The organism is Synechococcus sp. RC10A2, assembly GCF_047502605.1.
On record NZ_JANSHP010000123.1, the window covers coordinates 1 to 17719 of the forward strand.

General features: G+C 61.3%; 15 protein-coding genes and 1 CRISPR repeat array. Of the genes, 5 read left to right on the forward strand and 10 right to left on the reverse strand.

The genetic code is table 11. From position 1 onward, the window contains the following. From NW848_RS16615 to NW848_RS16625, 3 genes are all read right to left on the reverse strand, one after another. On the reverse strand, positions 1-566 hold a 566-nt coding region (locus NW848_RS16615; RefSeq protein ID WP_414511368.1), incomplete at its 3' end, for a translation initiation factor IF-2 N-terminal domain-containing protein. Between the two features lie 388 nt (positions 567-954). Further along, positions 955-1272, reverse strand: a complete 318-nt coding sequence (locus NW848_RS16620; protein ID WP_099812864.1) for a YlxR family protein — start codon at positions 1270-1272, stop codon at positions 955-957. Positions 1273-1310: 38 nt separating this feature from the next. After that, a complete protein-coding gene (locus NW848_RS16625) occupies positions 1311-2345 on the reverse strand; it encodes an HD-GYP domain-containing protein (protein WP_099812865.1) in 1035 nt (344 codons plus the stop codon). A gap of 238 nt (positions 2346-2583) precedes the next feature. Here NW848_RS16625 and NW848_RS16630 point away from each other — a divergent pair, with 238 nt between their 5' ends. Together NW848_RS16630 and NW848_RS16635 are read left to right on the forward strand one after the other, a co-directional pair. Continuing rightward, positions 2584-2982, forward strand: coding sequence for a DUF4346 domain-containing protein (locus NW848_RS16630; protein ID WP_099812866.1), 399 nt, complete (start codon positions 2584-2586; stop codon positions 2980-2982). A gap of 84 nt (positions 2983-3066) precedes the next feature. Beyond that, positions 3067-5913 carry a tetratricopeptide repeat protein gene (locus tag NW848_RS16635; protein ID WP_414402687.1) on the forward strand — a complete coding sequence of 949 codons (2847 nt, stop codon included), beginning with the start codon at positions 3067-3069 and terminating at the stop codon, positions 5911-5913. On the opposite strand, the gene NW848_RS16640 is transcribed toward NW848_RS16635, so the two are convergent. The 4 genes from NW848_RS16640 to NW848_RS16655 all read right to left on the reverse strand — a co-directional run bounded on the left by NW848_RS16640 (position 5910) and on the right by NW848_RS16655 (position 8867). Then, positions 5910-7505 (reverse strand): copper resistance CopC/CopD family protein, encoded by a 1596-nt coding sequence (locus NW848_RS16640; RefSeq protein ID WP_414402688.1) that lies wholly within the window; start codon positions 7503-7505, stop codon positions 5910-5912. The two genes, NW848_RS16635 and NW848_RS16640, sit on opposite strands and share 4 nt — an antisense overlap. 17 nt (positions 7506-7522) lie before the next feature. Beyond that, positions 7523-8110: a YcnI family protein gene (locus tag NW848_RS16645; RefSeq protein ID WP_099812869.1), complete on the reverse strand. Its 588-nt coding sequence runs from the start codon at positions 8108-8110 to the stop codon at positions 7523-7525. Between the two features lie 62 nt (positions 8111-8172). Continuing rightward, a complete protein-coding gene (locus tag NW848_RS16650) occupies positions 8173-8520 on the reverse strand; it encodes a hypothetical protein (protein ID WP_099812870.1) in 348 nt (115 codons plus the stop codon). After that, a complete protein-coding gene (locus tag NW848_RS16655) occupies positions 8520-8867 on the reverse strand; it encodes a c-type cytochrome (RefSeq protein ID WP_011431130.1) in 348 nt (115 codons plus the stop codon). The genes NW848_RS16650 and NW848_RS16655 overlap by 1 nt, the downstream gene beginning before the upstream one ends. A 145-nt stretch (positions 8868-9012) precedes the next feature. Here NW848_RS16655 and dnaG point away from each other — a divergent pair, with 145 nt between their 5' ends. After that, complete coding sequence (gene dnaG, locus NW848_RS16660) at positions 9013-10908, forward strand: DNA primase (RefSeq protein ID WP_414508900.1); 1896 nt, start codon at positions 9013-9015, stop codon at positions 10906-10908. A gap of 14 nt (positions 10909-10922) precedes the next feature. Here the strand turns inward: dnaG and NW848_RS16665 are convergent, their stop codons facing one another. After that, on the reverse strand, positions 10923-12122 hold the full coding sequence (locus tag NW848_RS16665; RefSeq protein WP_099812872.1) for an NAD(P)/FAD-dependent oxidoreductase: 1200 nt from the start codon (positions 12120-12122) through the stop codon (positions 10923-10925). 253 nt (positions 12123-12375) lie between these two features. On the opposite strand from NW848_RS16665, the gene NW848_RS16670 reads away from it, so the two are divergent. Beyond that, a complete protein-coding gene (locus NW848_RS16670; RefSeq protein WP_049749784.1) occupies positions 12376-12990 on the forward strand; it encodes a mechanosensitive ion channel domain-containing protein in 615 nt (204 codons plus the stop codon). 252 nt (positions 12991-13242) lie between these two features. On the opposite strand, the gene NW848_RS16675 is transcribed toward NW848_RS16670, so the two are convergent. Further along, entirely contained in the window at positions 13243-14220 is a 978-nt protein-coding gene (locus NW848_RS16675; protein ID WP_011431127.1) for an alpha-ketoacid dehydrogenase subunit beta, read from the reverse strand. A 342-nt stretch (positions 14221-14562) separates the two neighbouring features. After that, positions 14563-15994: a CRISPR direct-repeat array (repeat unit 36 nt; unit sequence GTTCCCCCTTCGGGGGGATCCCTAGAAATTGGAAAC). 10 nt (positions 15995-16004) lie between these two features. Between NW848_RS16675 and pdxA the strand changes: the two genes are divergently transcribed. Then, complete coding sequence (pdxA, locus tag NW848_RS16680) at positions 16005-17054, forward strand: 4-hydroxythreonine-4-phosphate dehydrogenase PdxA (RefSeq protein WP_414508899.1); 1050 nt, start codon at positions 16005-16007, stop codon at positions 17052-17054. On the opposite strand, the gene rpiA is transcribed toward pdxA, so the two are convergent. Continuing rightward, the gene (gene rpiA, locus NW848_RS16685; protein ID WP_414508898.1) at positions 17011-17703 is read right to left on the reverse strand and encodes a ribose-5-phosphate isomerase RpiA; all 693 of its coding nucleotides are present in this window, start codon (positions 17701-17703) and stop codon (positions 17011-17013) included. The two genes, pdxA and rpiA, sit on opposite strands and share 44 nt — an antisense overlap. Positions 17704-17719: the final 16 nt, after the last annotated feature.

Below are 17719 nucleotides of genomic sequence, written 5' to 3' on the forward strand. Positions count from 1 at the left end.
CCCCGGGGGGGCAGCACTGGCGGCCGCTTGGCCGCCGGGGCAGGGCTAGGCTCGGGGCGGCCGGCTGTGGCGGCAGCCTCAGGGCGAGTAGAAGCAGCTGCCGGCTGCGGCTCCTGGGCAGCCGGGCGCGCAGGCGGATCGACTTGCCGCCGCGGCGGGCCTATCAATTCGAGGCTGCCACCGGCAGCCCCTTTTTCAGAGGAGAGCTGGTCGGGTCGCTGCGGCGAAGGCTTGGAAGAACTGGCCTCACCAGCAGCAGCTTGCTGCTGAGCAGGAGCGGGCCGGCGAATGCCGACAATGTGCTGAGGGCGCTCACTTGCTTTGGCTTCGACGGGAGGCTGCGGTTGAGAGCTCTCAGGTTGCAGCTTGGGCCGGAGCCGGGGACGAGTCGGTTTCACAACGCGAGGTTCACTCAGTTTGCTGCGCACCAACTCGGCTTGCTCTGGAGAAATGGTGCTGCTATGGCTTTTGAAAGGGATCCCCAACTGCTCACAAACCTCCAGCACCTCGCGATTGTCACATCCCATTTCGCGGGCAATCTCGTAAAGTCGGACTTTATCGGTCATTCGTCTGCTAGCCTCTGCTCCTTGCTCCTTGTCAGTTTTACAACCCAAGTTAATACGATCCAAATCGCCAGATGGGACTGAACCTGTTGGGTGTGTGGCCACTTCCTTCGGCACAGCGAGAGCATCTCGGCGATCCTCCAAGAGCGCGGACTGGAGGGAATCCAAGTCCGAAGCTACTTTGGAAACATCCGCAGGGGACATAAAGCTAGGACAACCGGGGAAGAAACCAACATCAACAGTGCTTTTTAGAATAACCTTTCTGCGGCTCATACAGGTTGGCCGCAGCCAGTCCTCATTCTGACAGTTGAGAGGGGCTGCCGTGTAGTTCGCGACTGGATGAACCTGAAAAGGTGTTTCAATATCTTAACTTGGCCAATTCTGGAGCTGCCTAGGTTTTGTCTAAAGCGCTTGCCCCCGGGGCTGATGTTTCCGGGGGGCTCTGGGCCTCAGAATCGCGCAGCAGTTGCTGCTCCAGCAGTTGCCACAGCGAGTCGGGCACTGCTGCCTTGAGGGCTCTGCTCATCTGGTGCTTACGCCGGGCCGCCCGCAGACATTCGAGGCGGCGACAGAGGTAGGCAGAACGCCCCATGCCCTGATCCAAAAGCACCTGGTGAGTGTCGTATTGCCTAACCAGCCGCCACAACTGGGAGCGGGGAAACAGTTGGCGACAGCCGACACAGCGACGTAGCGGATCTGCCCCTGCCAAAAGACGCCATCTCGCTGAAGCACGGGAACTAGTCCAGTCTACTCCAAATGGGGCAGCCGCGACCTGAGAAACTCAAAGAAACGCTCCACCAAGTAGGGATCCCGCCAGCCCTTGGTCGTTTCTTGCCGCAGGATGTCCATGGCCTCCTGGACAGTGAAGGCTCGCTTGTAGGGCCGCTCCGAGGTAAGGGCGTCGTAGATGTCGACAATCTGAAAGACGCGGGCCACCAGGGGGATTGCTTCTCCCTTGAGGCCGTCGGGATAGCCGCTGCCGTCCCAGCGCTCGTGGTGGTGGCGGATAAGGGGCAGCACATCCCTCATGGTGCGCAAGGGGCGGCAGATTTCCTCTCCAATTAGGACGTGGGATTTCATCACCTCCCACTCTTCCGGCGTGTGCTTGCCCGTTTTGCCCAAGATGGCGTCGGGTATGCCCACTTTGCCGATGTCGTGCAGGTAACCTCCCCAGGTCAGCACCTTGATCAGGGGACGGGGTAGCTGGAGAAACTCGCCAAAGCTCTTGGCCAGGGCTGCCAGCCGCTCGCAGTGATCCCCGGTGGTCGGATCCCGGCTTTCTACACTGCGGGCAATGGCAAATAAAACCTGGGCGGCATGATCCAAGTCTTCATTGAGATGCTTCTGGCGAACGAGGGAGCGCACCCGCGCCAGCAACTCGGACTCGTCAAAGGGCTTGCTCAAGAAGTCGTCTGCCCCCGCCTCAATCCCGCGCAGGCGATTTTTGCGGTCGCTGGCCGCTGCAATCAACACCACCGGGATCAGGCGTGTCTCTTCATCAGCCTTGATGCGCCGACAGACCTCGAATCCGTCCAACCCCGGCATCATCACATCCAACAGGACCAGATCCGGCTGCAAGCTTGGCAGCATCTGCAGGGCTTGCTGGCCGTTTTCCGCCTCGCTGACGCGATAACCAATGCTCTCCAACAGATCCCCCAGCAACAGGCGACTGTGGGGCTGATCGTCCACGATGAGGAGATGGCCCGCCGGCTCCTGCTCTCCAAAAGGTGCTATCTCAGGGATCCCAACCCTCACGGGCCTCTCAGCTTGGGCGGATTGCATCTTGGTAGAGACTACTCCTAGCTCACCGCTTCCACCGTAATTTCAGCTCCCAATTGCAAGCATCCGCCTTTCCACTGAACTTGCCAGGGCCTCAAGCCGCCGCCAATCCCTTAAAACACGGGTAAATAAGGGGATTTTTTCTGTCGCAATTCCCTCGCTAGGGATCCCATTCCTCGGCCACAATGGGGATAATGGAGGTAGTCTTGGCTACGTTTTTGGCACCCGTTTTGACTTTACCATGCCGTCTTTTTCCTCTGAGTCTCTGCAGGAGCAGGTGCGCCGCATCGATGACCAGCTTTCCCGCCGATCCCTGGAGCTAGACCCGGCAGGCTACTTTGTCATCTATGTGGATCGGCAGCAGCAGCTCATTTGCGCTAAGTACTACAGCACTGTGATCAACGAGCGGGGGCTGGCCACCGACCCGGAGACTGGAGCGGTGATCCCCGCGCGGGGGCCGGTCAATCGCTCCCCGCAGCGGGTGTACGTTGGCCGGACGGCCAAAGAGTTGTGCGTCCAGATTTTTGAAAAAGAAAGCGAAAAGGTCGTCTCTCAGCTCAGCCACGCCGCCTACCTGGGGCGGGAGTTTCAGAAGGCAGAGGCGGCCCTGCTCTCTGGCGAAGAGTACGTGCAGGACTAAGACCAAGCTCGCTGCAGGAGGCCAGCCTATGGCAGAATCGAGCCAGCTTGCCGTGACCAAGATCACTGCAGGGCAAGCTTGGCCATGGACGACAAGGTTAAGCCGGGAGCCATTCTGCGGGGACGCTACGAAATCCTCGGCCTTCTGGGGCAAGGAGGGTTTGGGGTTACCTACAAGGCGGTGGATCGCGACACTTTCAACACTCCCTGCGTGGTCAAGCGCCTGCGCCCGCTCTCGACGGATCCCTACACCCTGGCCACGGCGCGCAAGCTGTTGGAACGGGAGGCCAAGGTTCTCAACCGGCTCAACAACTACGACCGGGTACCTCGCCTCTTGGCCCACTTCGAGCAGGATCAGGAGTTCTATTTAGTCGAGGAGTTCATTGCCGGGCACGACCTCACCCACGAGCTGGTAGACGGCAAGCCGCTCAGCGAGCCAGAGGTCGTGCAACTCCTGTGGGAAGTTCTCGAGATCCTGCGCCATGTCCACGCCCACCAGATCCTGCACCGGGACATCAAGCCGGCCAACCTGATGCGCCGCGACTTCGACGGCAAGTTGGTGTTGATTGACTTTGGGGCGGTGAAGGAGGTGGGGAGATTGGTTAGCCACGCCCCCGGTCAAACCCAGGTGGCGACGGTAATCGGCTCGGTGGGCTACATAGCCCCAGAACAGCTTGGCGGCAAGCCCCAACCCTGCAGCGATATCTACTCGGTGGGGGTGCTGGCCATCCAAGCGTTGACTGGCCGTCCCCCCACCAAGATCCGGGACGATCCCCGCACCGGCCAGCTGCTTTGGCGGGATCTGGTGCCAGTTAGCAAGGAGCTGGCCGAGATTGTAGATCGCATGATCTGTCCCCGCTGGCAGGAGCGCTTCCAGTCGGCGGCTGAGGTGATGGAGGCGCTGCGGCCTCTCCTGCCTACCCCCCCCGAAGGTGTAGCGCCTGCTCTTTCCCAGCTTTCGGTGGATCAACTCTTGGCGATGCGCTTGGTAACCCGCGGCCAGGAAAAAGCTCGCCAAGGGGATCTGCAGGGAGCAATTGCCGACTACACCCTGGCCATTCAACTGGATCCCCAGAATGGCCGCGCCCACAGCCAGCGGGGCAGCGTCCGCTACAAAAGTGGCGACTGGGCAGGGGCTGTGGAGGATTTCACCCAGGCCATTCAACTGACAGGAGACGCCCGTGCCTATGTCAACCGCGGCATCGCCCGCTACCGACTGGGGGACTATGAGGGGGCAGTTGCCGATTACACCCACGCCCTCCACCTCAACCCCAGCTGGGCCGTGGCCTACTACAACCGCGGCAACGCCTACCGCCAGCTCGAGCAAAACCAAAAGGCCATCGAGGACTATTCCCGCGCCCTTGAGCTCAACCCCGAGGAAGTACGGGCTTATTTCAACCGCGGCGTGGTGCGCGGCCATCTGGGAGATGCGCAAGGGGCCGTGGCCGATTTTTCCGAGGTCATCCAACGAGATCCCCAGGATGTGGAAGCCTATTTCAACCGGGGCGTGGCGCGGGCGCAGTTGCTGGACTTTCAGGGAGCGATTGAAGACTACACCCAGGCGCTGCAGCGGGATCCCGCCCACTCTAAGGCCTACTACCACCGCGGCCTGGCCCGCCAAGCTTTGGGGGAGTCCCAGGGGGCCATCGAGGATTTTTCCCAAGCCATTGCGCTGCAGCCTGCTGGGGCCTCTGAGGCGGGGGTGGCAGCGCAGGCGGAGCTCTATCTGCAGCGGGCTATAGCCTACCTGGGCAGCAACGCCCTGGAGGCAGCGCTGGCTGACTGCGAACAGGCGCTCCGCCTTAATCCTGCCCTGGCGCTAGCCCATTTCTACCGGGGGCTGGCCCGCCAGGGGTTGGGGGATCCGGCAGGCGCTTTGGCCGACTTCAACCGCGCCCTGGAGTTGGATCCCCGGCTGGCCAAGGCCTACCTCAAGCGTGGGATTGCCCATCTGGAGCTGGGTCACCTGGAAGCGGCTCTGGCAGACTTGAATCAGGCCATTGCTTTAGATGCCAGCGATGTCGGCGCCCGCAGCAGCCGCGGGCAGGTTCACCGGCTTTTGGGGGATCCCTTGGCGGCCCTGCAGGACTACACGGCTGCCCTGGAGCGGGATCCCCGCAACCCGCAGCTCTACTTCGACCGCGGCCAGATCTACTTTGAGCAAGAAGATTGGGCAGCAGCCTGTGAGGATTTCTCCCAGGCGCTGCAGTGGGCAGGCCAGCCGGGGGGCCCCCATGGGCTGGATCTGATGGCTCGTATCCACTTGTACCGGGGCATGGCGCGGCAGCGGCTGGAAGACTGGCAGGGAGCGCTGGCCGATTTCACGGCCTTGATCCAAGAGCAGCCGCAGGCTTCCCAGGGATTTGCCCTGCGGGCAGCGGTACACCTAGTCTTGGGAGACGAGGAGGCAGCGTTGGCTGATCTCGACCGGGCCATAGGCTGCAACCGCGACTGGGGGCTGGCGGATGCGGCGCTGGCCTACCGGCAGCGGGGGGATCTCCACCGCCAGGCCAACCGGCTGCAGCAGGCCATTGCCGACTACACCCAGGTCCTGGCCTTGAACCCGCAGGAGCGCCACGCCCTCCTCTGGCGGGCTCTCCTTTGGGATCAGGCGGGGGAAATAGAGAGGGCCCTGGCCGATTACACCCAGCTCCTGCAACTGGAGCCAGATCCGCAGACGCGCCTCTGGGCCTTGAACAACCGCGGCTGGGCCTACGCCCAACAGGGAGATTTTGCGGCAGCTATCCGCGACTACACGCAGGTTCTCGAACGGGATCCCAGCCACATCAAAGCCCACTGCAACCGTGCCCTAGCCCGCGCTGCCGTTGGTGACTGGCAAGGAGCCTGTCAGGACTTCCAAACTGCTCTCCAGTTGCAAGGATACGAGGGTCGCCTTTGGGAAGAAGAGACTCACTCCCTAGGCAGCTCTTAGCGATCCTCTACCCTGAGCCTAACTTGCTCCCGTCGCTCCTCGAAGTCGCTCACCAGCAGCCTTACCTTGAGCTGCCATTCTCCCGCTAAGGGCAAGAGGACATCTTCCACCTCAAACTGGCCAGGTTCTCTTGGCAGCGCCTGGCGGCGCAGAGGCGGGATCCCACGTGCGGGGAGGTCAAACTCCAGGCTCAGCTCCTGGGCGGGGATCCCCTTAACTTCCACTTGGATGCGGTTGTTGCCAGGGCGGCAGGGCAGGATCTGCAGGCGGAGGCTGCCTTCCGGACAGCTCAATGTCTCTTGGCAAGCCGGTCCCGCTCCTTGGCCAGGAGGGGCTTGGGCCACCAGAAAGCTGGTCAAGGCCAGCACCAGAACTAGCCCCACCAACTCCAGGCGGACAATTTGGCGCAGGGATCGGCCCGCCGACCAAACCCCCTCTCGCAACGCCGGCAGCAGCCGCAACTTGTTGTGGGCGCCCAAACCCACGATCATCAGCACCAGCAACAGCTTCGCCCAGAGGTACTGCCCGTAGGGGTGCTCCCAGTCCCAGCCGCGGTGGATCCCGCCCATCCCCACTCCCGCCAGCACCAGCCCCGGCACAGCCCAGGTGGCCACATCGGAAAATCGTTGGATGACACCTGCCGATTGGGAAGTCCATTCAAGGACTCCGTCCCGCTGGCGCAATCGGCTCAACAGGCGCTCCACCCCCCACAGCCCCCCCAACCAAAAAGCCGAGCCGGCCAGGTGCAGCCCCAAGAGGGCCATCGTCCCTGCTGGATACTCGCTGGTGAGGGCATGGCCGATGGGCAAAAACGACCCTATCACCGCCACCGACCCCAGGCCGTTGGCCCAGCGGGGCCCGCCCTCGCAGGCCCAGATCAGGATCCCCAGCCCCACCAGCCGCAGCCCTGTGCCCCATCCGTAGGGAGAGATGAGCACGCTCAGCAGCTCTGGCCCGGCAAAGTGGGGGTAGAGCTGGGCCAAATGCAAACCCAAAGCCACCAGCGTCAGGCTGAGGGTGAGCCAGGCGGCAGCAAAAGCCCAGGCCTCAGCAGAGAGCTCTATTTCATCGGCAGTGCCCGACCGCCCCCGCACCAGCCGCCACCAGCCCAGCACGCCGACAACAAACAGGCTGCCCAGGTAGATCCCCCAGCGCACCCCCACCAGCGGCCAATAGAAGGGATCCCCCGCTTGGGCTGCCCTCGCCGCTCGCAACAGCTCCGGATCCGCCGCCCCCACCAGGAAGACAAACGAGCCCCCTACCGGATGAGAGTCGGCAGAGATGGCCCGCCAACTGACGATGTAAACCCCCTCCGGCATCTCCGCAGGCAAATCTCCCTGGGGCGCGTTGCCGCTGCTAACCAAGTTTTCCAGGGGCAGCACCTGGCCGTTGCTGTCCAGCACCTGGAGCTGCGTGAGCTGCACGGGTTCATTGAAGACCAGCCGCACCTGCGCCGGGGCTTCCTGCAGCATCGCCCCATCTTCGGGAAAGGTGGAGAGCAAGCTGGCGTGGGCAAAAACGGGTCGGATCCCGCCCACCCACAGCAGGGCGCACAAGAGACCCACCCGAATCCAGAAGAGGATAGACATCATCCCAACGGCAAACCCGGCTAGCGAGCGCCATGCCCGTGGCTGTGTCCATGCCCGTGGCCGTGGGTCTCTCCTTTGCCCGTCAGCTTCAGCAGGGGTGCTGGCTCCGGCAAGCTATGGGGATCCTCCCCCGGCTGCGCCACCTGGATCCAGCGGTACATGCCTTGCTCACATTCCTGGATAACCGGGATGGGGAGGGTCTCGCCGGGGCGATCCGGCAACCTGAGAAGAATACTGAACTCATCCATAAACTCATCCGGCAGCGAGCCGCCGCTCCAGATCACCTCGGCCACCGTTTCGGTGATCATCTTCCCGTGGGACTCGTAAGGTTTGTCCAGCGGCTTTTTCACCGTCTCAATTTTCCACAGGGGATGCACCATTGGCTTCACCGAGGTCGCCCCTTCCGGGATCTGCACCCGCAGGCGAATGGTGGGGGATCCATCGCAGCCATGGGGCACGCGGAAGGTGAGCTTGGCAACGCTGCCCGCCGGGGCCTCTTTGGGATGGACGGTTACATGGGCCCAAGCAGAAGCAAGGGGCAAAACGCTCATCCCCAGCGCAAGCAGAGATTTCTTGGCCAAGGCCAAGTAACTTTGCAAACTGAACATTGCAAACGCTCCTTAACAACGCTAGGTGGAAAGAGAACCAGGCAGGGTCTGGCTGGCAAAACCTATGGATGGTGATGGGATCCGTGGGATTCGGTTACGCTCATGCTGTGCTGACCCCAACTGGAGAGGCCCATGGACACCAGGCCGGCGCTGGCCAGGCCCATCGACACCAGCCCAAAAGAGAGGGCGCCCATCGCCACCAGGCCAATGGAGAGAATGCCGTGGGTCACCACGCCTATGGCCACCACCCCGTGGGCGGAGATGCCGACGGCCACCAAACCATGCGCCCCCACACCAACCGACAAGATTTTGCGGCGGGATCCCTGTGCTCCACAGCCCTGCTCCTGCGGCACCGGGGCGACAGAATTTTTCGGAGCCAAGGTCAGATCTTGAGTCCTCTCCTGAGCCATCAGCCTTTGCTCCAGTTGTGCTCAGCCCGGTCGAGAACATAGGCGGCCACGGCTTCGATTTCTTCTGGTTTGAGGAGCTTGCCAAAAGCGGGCATGGCCCCTTTGCCGTTGCGCACCTGGGCTTGGATCAGCTCAGGGGTATCCACGTGGTACTCGTGCAGGGCAGCCAGGGAAAGGTTTTTCGCCGCCACCAGAGTGTTGCGACCGTTCAAGTGACAGCCCACACACTTGGCCTGAAAGACCTTGGCACCCAAAGCCAAATCCGGTTCCGCAGAAGCCACCTGCGGGCCCCAGAAGACGGCGGCGCCGACCAGCAAAAGGAGCAAGAAAAACTTGATGATCCGCATTTTCCTCTCAACAATCTGCAAAAAACCGCTCATGGAAAAATCCAGCTTTTGAAGCTAGACCATTATCTCCACTAGGTCAGGTTAGGTCAAAAGACAGCCTGTCAACTCCCCTGCAGGTACCATAGGGTGCAGGATCCCCAGGGCCATGAGCAGTCTGCCGCCGGAGTTCATCCAGTTGGTGCGCCAGAAGGCCGACATCGTCGAGGTGGTGGCCGAAAAGGTGGTGTTGCGCAAGCAGGGCAAGAATTTCGTCGGCCTCTGCCCTTTCCACAACGACCACAAGCCCAGCTTTCAGGTCAGCCCCAGCAAGCAGATCTACAAGTGCTTTGCCTGCGGGGCGGGGGGAGATGTCATCCGCTTTGTCAGCCAGATAGAGGGCCTTTCCTTTGCCGAGGGGGTGCGCCACCTGGCCCGCCGCTACCATGTGCCGGAGCCCAAGGGATCCCTCTCCCAGGACTACGAGCGCCAACTCTCCCACCGGGAAAAGCTGCTGGAGATTTTGGCCCTGGCTGCCGATTTCTATCGGCATGCTCTCCGCTCCCAGATAGGATCCGCCGCCCGCCAGTACCTGCACAGCCGCCGCCTGAGCGAAGAGACCTTGCAAAAATTTCAAATCGGCTTTGCTCCCCCCGGCTGGCACTCGCTCTACGAGTACCTGGTCAACCAAAAGCGCCAGCCGGTCAAACTTCTAGAAGAAGCCGGCTTGCTGGTGCCGCGCCAGCAGGGATCCGGCCATTACGACCGCTTCCGCAACCGCATCATGCTGCCCATTTTCGATTTGCAGGGGCGGGTCATTGGCTTTGCCGGCAGAGCCCTGGGAGAGGAGCAGCCCAAGTACCTCAACTCCCCGGAAACGGAACTTTTCAACAAGGGCCAGGTGGTCTATGGTCTCAACTTTGCCCGCGAGGCCATTGCCAAAGCCGACCAAGTCTTGGTGGTGGAAGGCTATTTCGATGTCATCGCCCTGCACCAAGCCGGCATCGCCTATGCCGTAGCCGCGATGGGCACAGCCTTGACGCCGCACCAGGTCAAGACTCTGCTGCGCTATACCCAGTCCAAGCGGCTGATTCTCAACTTCGATGCCGACCGCGCTGGGTTGAATGCCGCCAAGCGGGCCATCGAGGCCATTGAAGAGCAGGCGCGGCGGGGGGAAATCGAGCTGCGCATCCTCACCCTTCCTGCCGGGAAAGATGCCGACGAGTTCCTGCGGCAGCACTCGGTCTCCGCATTTGAGGCCCTGCTGGCTCAGGCTCCCCTGTGGCTAGATTGGCAAATTGACCAGGTGCTGGCCGGTCGGGATCTCGCTCAAGGTGCCGATTTCCAACAGGCCTATCAGGCGCTGGTACAACTGCTGGCTGGTTTGGGCGGGCAATGGCGCTCTCTGTACATCCACAAAGTGGCGGAATTGCTCAGCCGGGGCAACGCTCGCCTCTGCCGCGATCTGGAAGAGGACCTGCGCCGGGCCGTGCGCCAGTACCGCTGGTCCAAACCCCGGCAACTTGCTGCCCCCAAGGGATGCAAACTTTTGCAATCGGAGTCCCACCTTCTGCAGATCTTTTTGCACTTTGCCGAGTACCGCCGCGAGATCCGCCAAACCTTGATGGAGCGGGAGCTGCAGTTTAGCTTCCGTCCCCACCGGGAGCTGTGGCAGCGGATCTTGGAGCTGCTCTCGGCCCAGCCGGAGCTGGAAGACGAGGAGGAGGGTCTCCTGACCGCCCTGCGCACCCTCTGCGCCCAAGACGAGGACCTCAACGAGCGCCTCAGCCACCTGCTCTGGCTGGACGAAAATACCCGCTTGGCCCTGATGCGTCCGCGCCTGGTGGTGCGGGCTGCCTTGGCCAACATGGAGTTGGAAATTCGCCAGAAGCGCTACCGCTACTGGACGCAGCTCTGGGATCAGGCCTTTTCCGAGGGCAACACCGCTCTGGCTGCCCAGTACCAGGCCAGCATTCAACAGGAATATCAGGCTATTCAGGCCTTGCAGCGCCAGGTGCAACTCAACCTGGAAGACCTGCTGGAGGCACCGCTGGCTGAAGACTAGGGGGGCTCTTCTCCCTAAGGGAGCGGGGCAGGGGGTGAGGGCCCAGCAAAGCGCGCTGGCGAGAGGCTGGGGAGCCACTCATCCTCTTGTCCATAGGCCTGCTGGGCAAAGCGGCGAGCCAGGGCCGGCAGGATGGCCAAAGGGCTGCTGAAGCCGGAGAAGAGCTGCAGCCCTTCCCAGCCGGGCAGGGATCCCACCAAAGGCTGGTGATCGGCGCTGAAGGCCACCAAGCAGTGATACCACCGCCCAGGCAGGCGGGCCACCTGAGGCAGGTAGCGACCGGCCTGTTCCCGGATCTGGGCTTCGCTGGCAGCGGCATCTACCTCGGCCATGGGATCCGTCAGCACCCGACTAATCTGCCCCAGGCGAAGGCTGCCGTCGAGAAACTGCACGATCCCGACATCCAGGATGGGCGGGCAGAGCTCCTGTCCCGGCTGGTCCCAGAGGGGATCCCGGTCGGGGCGGCCAGCTTGCCGCTCCAGCTCCAAACGCTGCACGGGCGCGCCCATGACGATGGCTCTCAACCGCACCTCCGCAGGATCCAGCTCCAGGGATTCGGCGTGGGTGAAGTAGATAGGAGCCCAGATCCCGGCCTGGCGCAACAAAGCCCGTGTCCAGCCGCCGGCGCACACCACCACCTGAGCCGCTCCGCAGAAGTCGGTATCCGTCTCCACGCCCGTAATGCGCCGGCCCTGGCGCCGCAAGGCCCTTACGGTTTGCAAGAGGAGGGATCCCCCTAGGCGTTGGAAAGCCTTCTGAAAAGCCAGCGTCGTCAACCAGGGGTGGATGTGGCCATGCCGCGCCCAGAGTACACCCTCGAGGGCGGCAGGGTTTAAAAGCGGCTCTAGCTCACAGGCCGCCTCTACAGAAATTCGCTGCGGTGGGATGCGACAGTCGGCCAGATCGGCTTCCACTGCCTCCATCCTGTAGCCAGGGGCAACGGGCATGAGCAGATCCAGCTCGCGAAATTGAAGATCCGCCTCCAGCTCCTCTGACAGGGTGCGGTAGCGCTGGATCCCTTCTTCCCCCAGGGCTTTGAGCAGGGGGGTTTTCCCGGCCCAATGGGCCAGGCCACCGTAGCTGTAGCGAGTGGCACTGGACGGCAGCGCTTCCTTCTCAACGAGGAGAACGGATCCCCCCTGGCGGGCCAGCTCGTAGCTCAAGGCTGCCCCCGTGATCCCGCCGCCGACGACGATCCAGTCGTAGTTGGCCATGCTGCGGCCCTGAAACCTATCTTGCGGCAGAGTGGCTCTTTCAGGGTAGCAAGCACAGCAGAACCTAAGCCGTGGCGGATACCAGCTGAGGCGGAACCCACAGAGAGCCTCCCTGAGTCCTGATCGAGTGTTCCCGCCGAAGTCGAATGGCGTTCTCTGGCGTTCATCGTGATCGATAGCGTAGCAAGGGTGAAGATATGAACGAACTACTGCAAACCATCAACCGCAGTCTTCTAGAGATGGCGTTCGGGCCGTGCGGCGCCTGGCGGGATCCGCAGCCAACCGGTGGATCCCCAGCCCTTCCCTACAAATGCTGCTGGTGCAAGTCAGCCAAGTGGGTGCTTGGGTGGCAGGGATCCTGGCAGCCAGCGTGGTGGCTTTCCCAGATCTGCGCCTGGGAGATCTGATCGGGCTGTTGGGGTTAGGGTCGGTGGCCATCGGTTTTGCTTTTCAAGATATTTTCAAGAACTTCCTGGCGGGCGTGCTGCTGCTTTTGAACGAGCCTTTTCAACTCAATGACCAGATTGTCGTCGGGGATTTTGAAGGTACAGTTGAGGAAATCAGCATTCGCTCCACCCAGATTCGCACCTACCAAGGAGAACGGGTGGTGATCCCCACCAGCCCGATCACGGTCTTAACCGATCGCCCCTTTCGCCGCACCGATCTGGAGATTGGCCTCGACTACAACACACCCCTGCCCAAAGCCTTGGAGGTGCTGCTGGAGGCGATGCAAGGCGTGGAGGGAGTGCTGGCGGAGCCCCCTTTGAGCTGGACATCGTCGGCTTTGGCGACAGCTCCATCGATTTTGTGGTGCGCTACTGGACTCGGCCTCGCAAGGCGGAGGTGCGCCGCGTCCGCACTCAGGTGATATCGCCCTCAAGCAGGCCTGTGACCGGGCCGGATTGGTCATTCCCTACCCGATTCGCACGGTGTACCTGTTCGACCAGCAGGATTTTCAGGATCACCTCCCCACTTCCAGAGCCGCCTAGGGATAGCGGGCCGGCAGCATTTGGAACCGGCTCTCCCCCAGCAACACCGCCTTGGGGTTGGGATAGGTATCTTGCAAAAGGGCGCAGGCACTCCCCGCCCTCCGGCTACTGCCTGCCAGCAGGCAAGAGTCTCATCCGTAGAGGAGCCGCTCCACCGCTGCCACAATATCTGCCGGCTGCACAATGGTGGCCGCTTCTAGCGTGCCGTTGTAGGGGGTGGGAATGTCTTGGGAGGCCAGGCGCACTACGGGCGCGTCCAGCTCGTCGAAGAGTTCTTCCATGATGCGGGCCGTCAGCTCTGCCCCAATGCCGCCCGTTTTCATGTCTTCTTCCACGATGACCACCCGGTGGGTTTTGCGCACCGAAGCAGCAATCGTCTCCATATCGAGGGGCTTGAGGGAGATCAAGTCGATCACTTCCGGATCGATCTCCTGCTCCAGCAGGGTGTCCACGGCCTTAAGCACGTGGTGGCGCATGCGCGAGTAGGTGAGGATGGTAACGTCAGATCCCGTGCGGACAACTTCCGCCTTGTCCAGGGGCAAGAGGTACTCCTCCTCCGGCAGGTCTTCTTTGAGGTTGTAGAGGAGCACATGCTCGAAAAAGAGAACGGGGTTGTCGTCGCGGATGGCCGACTTGAGCAGACCCTTGGCGTTGTAAGGGGTGGAACAGGCGACGATCTTCAGACCCGGCACTGCCTGAAAGTAAGCCTCCAGCCGCTGCGAGTGCTCGGCTCCCAATTGGCGTCCCACCCCGCCTGGCCCGCGGATCACCAGCGGGATCTTGAAGTTGCCGCCGGACGTGTAGCGCAGCATGCCGGCATTGTTGGCAATTTGGTTAAAGGCCAGGAGCAAAAAGCCCATGTTCATCCCTTCCACCACAGGCCGCAAGCCGGTCATGGCTGCCCCGATGGCCAAGCCGGTGAAGCTGTTTTCGCAAATGGGGGTATCCAGGAGGCGCATCTCCCCGTATTTGCGATATAGGTCTTTGGTGACTTTGTAGGAGCCGCCGTAGTGGCCCACATCCTCTCCCAGAACAAACACATTGGGATCCCTGGCCATCTCTTCGTCGAGGGCGGCACGCAAGGCATTGTAAAGGAAGGTCTCGGCCATAGAGGGCAACCGCTGCTCAAAAATGTTGCTAAGTTTCCATTAAACCATTTTGCCGGCAGGGATCCGCTGGCAGACAACCCGCTGGACAGGGCACCTCGCCCCTAGGGATCCCAACCCCGGTCATGTTGCCAAAAGCACACCAAAACGGTATCAGCAGCTCTGCGAGCGCCTCGCCAAAACCCGCAAAGGCCGATTCTTTCGTTGACCCGCTCGATGCCTTGCGCCACAAGGCTTTCAGGCCTCTCACCCCCCCTCTTCGGGGCCCTTTTTTGCCGTTTTCGACCGACCCCCTCGCAAATAGGCCTTGCATTCCTTGCCCCGCTTGGGTTTAATAAGGGTAGAGTTCCCCCTTCGGGGGGATCCCTAGAAATTGGAAACTTTCTTAACTCACAGAATTTGGAGAGCACCCATTCTGGTTCCCCCTTCGGGGGGATCCCTAGAAATTGGAAACTTTAACTAGCTACTCCCACTTGTATGGGACTAGGTGTTCCCCCTTCGGGGGGATCCCTAGAAATTGGAAACGGGGTTAGGTTGATGAAGGTGGGCATAGATAACCTCCTAGTTCCCCCTTCGGGGGAATCCCTAGAAATTGGAAACTTTTACCCTCTGTGACTGCATGGAGCACAGCCCATGGTTCCCCCTTCGGGGGGATCCCTAGAAATTGGAAACCTCTGTTCCAGCCCTGTTCCAGTACAATCCAGTGACGTTCCCCCTTCGGGGGGATCCCTAGAAATTGGAAACTGCTTCTGGGCTACAACACAGGCCTGTACGGCCATGTTCCCCCTTCGGGGGGATCCCTAGAAATTGGAAACAGTAAACCGTAGCGCCTCGCTTGCTCCAAAAGCACCTTGTTCCCCCTTCGGGGGGATCCCTAGAAATTGGAAACTTCTCATTGGTCTCCCCGTCGATGCGTGCATGCTGGAGTTCCCCCTTCGGGGGGATCCCTAGAAATTGGAAACACACTCTGCCGGTGGTGTTAATAAGCAAAGCTCCGATCTCAAAGTTCCCCCTTCGGGGGGATCCCTAGAAATTGGAAACGGATAATCGGCGACGTCTTTGTAAGGCTTACCGATGTTCCCCCTTCGGGGGGATCCCTAGAAATTGGAAACTCCAATATCTCAGCTGAAGGAAACTGTTATTATTAACGTTCCCCCTTCGGGGGGATCCCTAGAAATTGGAAACTTGACCTAAGTGGCAGGGGGGATATGCATTGCCACGTTCCCCCTTCGGGGGGATCCCTAGAAATTGGAAACGTTCCAATACATCGTTTTCCCGGCAATCTGCCGAACCGTTCCCCCTTCGGGGGGATCCCTAGAAATTGGAAACACTGGGTATCGTTTTGAGGGTACACTTTAAACGGGTTCCCCCTTCGGGGGGATCCCTAGAAATTGGAAACTACAAATGTAGAAGAAGTCATTACTACCATATGTAAAAAAGTTCCCCCTTCGGGGGGATCCCTAGAAATTGGAAACTCGATGTACCACCCGTCCTCATGTCGGGCAGCGAATTTAAGTTCCCCCTTCGGGGGGATCCCTAGAAATTGGAAACGACTAGATCAAACACGAGGTTGCCCATTCAGGGCAAGTTCCCCCTTCGGGGGGATCCCTAGAAATTGGAAACTCCAGTCGATGAAACAGCTTGTGTCCTTTTCATCGGTTGTAGTAGTTCCCCCTTCGGGGGGATCCCTAGAAATTGGAAACGCCCAACAGCTCTTCCTTGATAAATCCTTCTCTAATAGGTTCCCCCTTCGGGGGGATCCCTAGAAATTGGACTAGAAATAGAAAATGAGCTTGCTGCTGCCGAAGCTAGCCCTGACATTGGGAGATCCGGCGGGGATTGGGCCAGAGATTGTGCTCAAGGCGCTGGCGGATCCCCAGGTGCAGGCCTGCGCCCAGATAACGGTGGTGGGCGAGCGGCAGGTTTTGGAAGCTACCTACTGCCTTCTGCGCCAGCGAGGGGCAACCGACCTGGCCGACCCGGCAGGGATCCCGGTGCTGGAGGGCGGCAGCGGCTTCTACCTAGAGCTGTCGCGCGTGGGCCGGGGGGATGTCGCAAGCGGGGCGGCCAGCTTTGCCTACCTGAAAACAGCTATTGAAGAAGCGCTGCGGGGCCAGTTCCAGGGGATCGTGACCGCTCCCATTGCCAAATACCTCTGGCACCAGGCGGGCTACCCCTTCCCTGGCCAAACAGAAGTTCTGGCCCAGCTCAGCGGGAGCGAGCGCTACGGCATGCTGTTTGTGGCCCGTTCTCCCCACAGCGGCTGGCAGATCCGGGTTTTGCTGGCCACCACCCACATCCCCCTGAGCCAGGTGCCCCTCACCCTTACCCCGGAGCTGGTGCGCGCGAAGTTGGACTTGCTGGTTGGATCCCTGCGTAAGCTCTTTGGGATTGTCAATCCGGTGATTGCTGTGGCTGGCCTTAACCCCCATGCTGGCGAGCAGGGGCAGCTTGGGCAGGAAGAGAAAACGTGGCTGGCGGAGCTGCTAAGAACCTATCCCCACGCCAAAATCTGGGGGCCGCTTCCCCCCGATACCATGTGGCTAGCGCCCGCCCAGGCCTGGTATGGTCAAGGAGCTCCTGCTGTGGCCGATGCCTACCTGGCTCTCTACCACGACCAAGGCCTGATCCCCGTGAAGCTGCTGGCGTTTGACCGGGCCGTCAACCTAACCCTGGGGTTGCCCTTTATTCGCACCTCCCCCGACCACGGCACTGCCTTTGACCTAGCCGGGCAGGGGGTAGCCCGCGCCGAGAGCCTCAAGCAGGCCATCCTGCTAGCAGCCGAACTGGCCCCTACGGCCGCCACAGCGTCTCGATCCCTCCAGGGCCAGCAATAATGGCCTCGGTGGCCATGCCGATAAACAGGCCGTGCTCCACTACCCCCACCGTTCCCTTGAGCTGCTCGGCCAGCTTGGCCGGATTGGCGATGGGGCCAAACTGGCAGTCGAGGATGTAGTGCTGCTCGTCGGTGAGGTAGGGATCCCCCTCGGCAGTGCGCCGCAGCACCGCCTGACAGCCCAGGGCCTCCACCCGCGCTAGGGTCGTCTTCCAGCCAAAGCGCACCACCTCCACCGGCACCGGGAAGCGGGTGCCCAGGTGGGCCACCTTTTTGGAGGCATCGGCGATGATGATGAGCTCAGCAGCGCTGGCCTCCACCAGTTTCTCCCGCAGCAGAGCTCCCCCTGCCCCCTTGATGAGGTTGAGGGATCCCACTTCGATTTCGTCGGCTCCATCGATGGCAAGATCTAGGCGCGGCTGCTCCTCCAGCGTGGCCAGCGGGATCCCTAGAGAGCGGGCCTGTTCTGCCGTGCGCTCGGAAGTGGGCACCCCAATGAACTGCAGCCCCTCCTTTTGCATTCGCTGGGCTAGGGCGCCCACAGCAAAGGCGGCTGTGGATCCCGTGCCCAGCCCCACCACCATGCCCGACTGCACCTTTTGGGCCGCCGCTTGGGCTGCCGCCTGTTTCAGCTCATCTGCACTGGCCATCTCGCCTTTCCGAAGT